The following is a 4,017-nucleotide window of genomic DNA, read 5'->3' on the forward strand; positions in this document are numbered from 1 at the left end:
CGCCATCCGGCACAGGCTGCCGCTACGCAACACCCTCTGTCCAAAATCCACCTTGCACTCCGCGCGGCTTTGGTGTCGTTTTTCGCTTCCAGAGCGAACGGGGGCGATATGCACGACTGGTGGCGCAATTCAGTAACTTATCAAATCTATCCCCGCTCGTTTCAGGACAGTACCGGGAACGGGATTGGTGATCTGGCGGGGATCACATCGCGGCTGGAGCATGTCGCAAGCCTTGGTGTCGATGCGATCTGGCTGTCGCCTGTCTTCACCTCGCCAATGGCGGACATGGGCTATGATGTTTCGGATTACACCGATATTGACCCGTTGTTCGGCACCTTGGCCGATTTTGATGCGCTACTGGCGCGGGCGCATGGATTGGGGCTGAAAGTCATTGTCGATCAGGTGATCAGCCATTCGTCAGACCAGCATCCTCATTTCATCGAGAGCCGGTCGAGCCACGACAACCCGTTTGCCGATTGGTATGTCTGGGTTGACCCCAACCCTGACGGATCGCCACCGAACAACTGGGTGTCGGTCTTTGGCGGCTCCGCCTGGGAATGGGATGCGCGGCGGAGGCAATACTATTTGCACAATTTCCTGACCTCGCAGCCCGACTTCAATTTTCACAACCGCGACGTGCAGGATTGGCATCTTGCCAACATGCGGTTTTGGTTGGAACGCGGAGTCGACGGGTTCCGCCTTGATACCGTGAACTTTTATTTCCACGATCAGAAGCTGCGATCCAACCCCCCCGATCCGCGCAATGCGGTGGTGCCTAAGGTCAACCCTTATGACATGCAGGATCACCTCTATTCCAAGAACCGGCCCGAAAACCTGCCCTTTCTCGAACGCCTGCGCGCGCTGACAGATGGATATCCGGGCCGCGCCATGGTGGGCGAGGTGGGCGAATCCCGGCGCGCGGGTGAGATCACGGCGCAATACACAGCGGGCAACAGCCGCCTGCATATGGCCTATTCGTTCGACATGCTCGGCCCCGAATTCACCGCCGCGCATTTTCGCCAGAAGATCGAAGGGTTTTACGCCGCCGCCCCCGATGGATGCCCATGCTGGAGCTTTTCCAACCATGACGTGATCCGCCACGTCAGCCGTTGGGCGGATCATGGCGAACCTGACGCGCTCGCAAAACAGGTGATTGCAATGCTTGCGGGGTTTCAAGGCTCCCTTTGCATCTATCAGGGCGAGGAGTTGGGGCAGACAGAAACCGATATCCTTTATTCCGAACTCACCGATCCGCCCGGATTCAAATTCTGGCCCGACTACAAGGGTCGCGACGGATGCCGCACGCCGATGGTCTGGGACGATAGCGTTCAGGCCGGATTCACCACCGGCACGCCTTGGTTGCCGATCAAGCCGCCGCAAAGGGCGCGCAATATCGCAGCGCAAGCTGCCGGTTCGGTGCTGGAAGCCTATCGCGAAACGCTGGCATTCCGGCGCGACACGCCCGCGCTGCGCCACGGCAAAACGCAGTTTCTCAACCTGCCAGAGCCGGTTCTGGGCTTTCTGCGGGATGATCTGCTGTGCCTTTTCAACCTGTCAACCGCCCCGGTTTCGCTTGTGCTGGGCGGCGCAGCAACGGCGGTTGGCCCGACGCAACTCGCCGATCTGACCGGCAACGCCTTGCAGCTTGGCGCCAATGGCTTTGCATTCCTGCGCGGGGCATCCGATGCGCGGGTTGGATAGCGCGTGACAGCCTTGCCCCTTGCACGCCATAAGACCAGAGTAGCCCCTGAAAACCGGAGCGTGAGATGATCCTTGAGAACAAGCTGTTTGACGCCTTGAAACTCGGCGACAGCGCAAGCGCGATCCGGCTTTGCACGGCAGATGACCTCTTCATCTTTGCCTCGGCCACTGGCAACCACAACCCGCTGCACCTGCCGGGGCTGGACGGCGATGGCGATGGACAGGCAGAGGCGATGGTGCCCTCGGCATTTGCCGCCTCTCTCGTTGCGGCGATCCTTGGCACCCAGCTTCCCGGCCCCGGCATCGTAACTCTTGCACAAAACTATGATTTCCATGCCCGCGCCTTTGCGGGCGAGGAACTTCTCACCACTGTCACGGTCACCGGGCTTGATCAGGGCACCGTGACCCTTTCGGCGCGGGTGGAACGAGAAACCGACCGCAAGCTGATCCTATCCGGCTCTGTCCGTGTGCAAGCCCCGACGAGGCATTACCGCGTTGACAGCTCCACCCTGCCCGGCTTGACGGTCCGGCGACACCGGCATTTCGACGCGCTCTTGCAGCTGGCCGAACCGCTTCCCAGCCTGCGCACCGCTGTCATCTGCCCGGAAAATGCAACCGCGCTTGGCGGCGCGCTTCTGGCGCTGCGGCACACGATCATCACGCCGATCCTTGTCGGTAATACCGCCAGGATCGAGGTCGCGGCCGCCGAACTGGGGGCTGACCTTACCGGCATTGAGATCATCGACACCGCCACTGCGCAGGAGGCGGCAGCGCGTGCCGTGGCCTTGGTGCATGAAGCCCGCGCCGATGCGGTGATGAAAGGCAATATCCATACCGAGGACATGCTGCGCCCGATGGTGGACCGTGAAAAGGGCCTGCGCATCGGTCGCAGGCTCACGCATATTTTCGTGATGGATGTTCCGGGGGTAGACTATCCCTTGTTGGTGACCGACGCCGCAATCAACATCGCGCCGGATCTGGAAACCAAGGTTGATATTGTCCAGAATGCGATTGATCTGGCGATTTCCATCGGCATCATCTCGCCCCGCGTCGGCGTGCTCTCGGCGGTGGAAACCGTGAACCCGGCGATCCCATCTTCGATTGACGCGGCTTTGTTGTCGAAAATGGCGGAACGCGGGCAGATCACCGGTGGCTTTGTTGACGGTCCTCTGGCAATGGACAATGCGGTGTCGATGGCAGCAGCCCATATCAAGGGCATCAGGTCAGAGGTCGCAGGTCGCGCCGAGGTGCTGGTGGTGCCGGGGATCGACGCCGGCAACATGCTGGCCAAGCAGCTTGCCTATATCAGCCATGCCGAAGCGGCGGGACTGGTGATGGGGGCGAAGGTTCCGGTCATCCTCAACTCCCGGTCCGACAGTTCCATGGCGCGACTGGCGTCTTGTGCTGTGGCTGCGGTCCATCACAACCGGATGAAGGGAACGCCGAAATGAAACTTGCCGTTGCCAAACCTTCAGCCGCAAAACCGGTCCTGGGTGCGGCCCTGACGCTGGATATGCTCGAACTCCACCGCGGCTGGATGCTCGCCGCACCGCGCGATCTGGAATTGCAGAGTTTCTGTCTGCCGCATGTGCTGAACGGCGACCTTTCCGTCCCGATCGCACGGGCGAAAAAGCTGATCGACGGGTTGGAAGGGCGCATTGGTATCCATGGCCCCTATGTCGGATTTTCCATTGATACCGCTGACCCCGATGTGGCGGTGATCGTGCAGAAGCGGATGCTGAAGGCATTGGAGGTATGCGAGGCGTTGATGGCGGATCAGATGGTGATCCATTCGCCCATCACCTCATGGGACCACGGCAACCAGATGGCCAGCGCCCATGACGCGATGATCCAGATCGAGCGGGTGCGCTTTACGCTTGGGCCGGTGCTGAAACGGGCTGAGGACACGGGCGTCGGGCTGGTGCTGGAAAACATCGAAGATATCGACCCCGCCGCGCGCTGCCGCATGGTGGATGCGCTGAACTCCCCCGCGTTGAAAGTGTCGCTTGATACCGGGCACGCGCAATATGCCCATGTGACCACCGCTGCACCGCCGGTGGATGCCTATGTGATGGCGGCGGGGAAACGGCTGGATCATGTACATCTGCAAGACAGCGATGGCTTTGCCGACCGACATTGGCACCCCGGCGATGGCCCACTGAACTGGCGCGCAATTTTTACGGCACTTCACGCGCTGCCCAAAATGCCGCGCCTGATCCTGGAGGTAAATGACCTGCGCCATGTCCGGCGCGGCGCGGAAAACCTTGCAGCGTTAGGGCTGGCGGAATAGACCGAAAGGATCGGCCAGCCCTAACG

3 protein-coding genes are annotated in these 4,017 nt (G+C 60.8%); all 3 read left to right on the forward strand.

Features of this window, described 5'->3' with window-relative positions:
* Positions 1 to 108: 108 nt before the first annotated feature.
* The 3 genes from L0H65_RS15775 (at position 109) to L0H65_RS15785 (ending at position 3,991) form a co-directional block, all read left to right on the forward strand.
* On the forward strand, positions 109 to 1,701 hold the full coding sequence (locus L0H65_RS15775; RefSeq protein WP_301460047.1) for an alpha-amylase family glycosyl hydrolase: 1,593 nt from the start codon (positions 109 to 111) through the stop codon (positions 1,699 to 1,701).
* Positions 1,702 to 1,766: 65 nt separating this feature from the next.
* A complete protein-coding gene (locus L0H65_RS15780) occupies positions 1,767 to 3,152 on the forward strand; it encodes a bifunctional enoyl-CoA hydratase/phosphate acetyltransferase (protein ID WP_301460043.1) in 1,386 nt (461 codons plus the stop codon).
* Complete coding sequence (locus L0H65_RS15785) at positions 3,149 to 3,991, forward strand: sugar phosphate isomerase/epimerase (RefSeq protein WP_301460045.1); 843 nt, start codon at positions 3,149 to 3,151, stop codon at positions 3,989 to 3,991. Before L0H65_RS15780 ends, L0H65_RS15785 begins: the two co-directional genes overlap by 4 nt.
* Positions 3,992 to 4,017 lie beyond the last annotated feature (26 nt).

The organism is Pseudorhodobacter sp. (assembly GCF_030452865.1).
Lineage (GTDB): Bacteria > Pseudomonadota > Alphaproteobacteria > Rhodobacterales > Rhodobacteraceae > Pseudorhodobacter.

Coding starts and splice junctions, on each gene's coding strand:
- L0H65_RS15775 (WP_301460047.1), top strand. CDS start 109: ATGCACGACTGGTGGCGCAATTCAGTAACTTATCAAATCTATCCCCGC.
- L0H65_RS15780 (WP_301460043.1), top strand. CDS start 1,767: ATGATCCTTGAGAACAAGCTGTTTGACGCCTTGAAACTCGGCGACAGC.
- L0H65_RS15785 (WP_301460045.1), top strand. CDS start 3,149: ATGAAACTTGCCGTTGCCAAACCTTCAGCCGCAAAACCGGTCCTGGGT.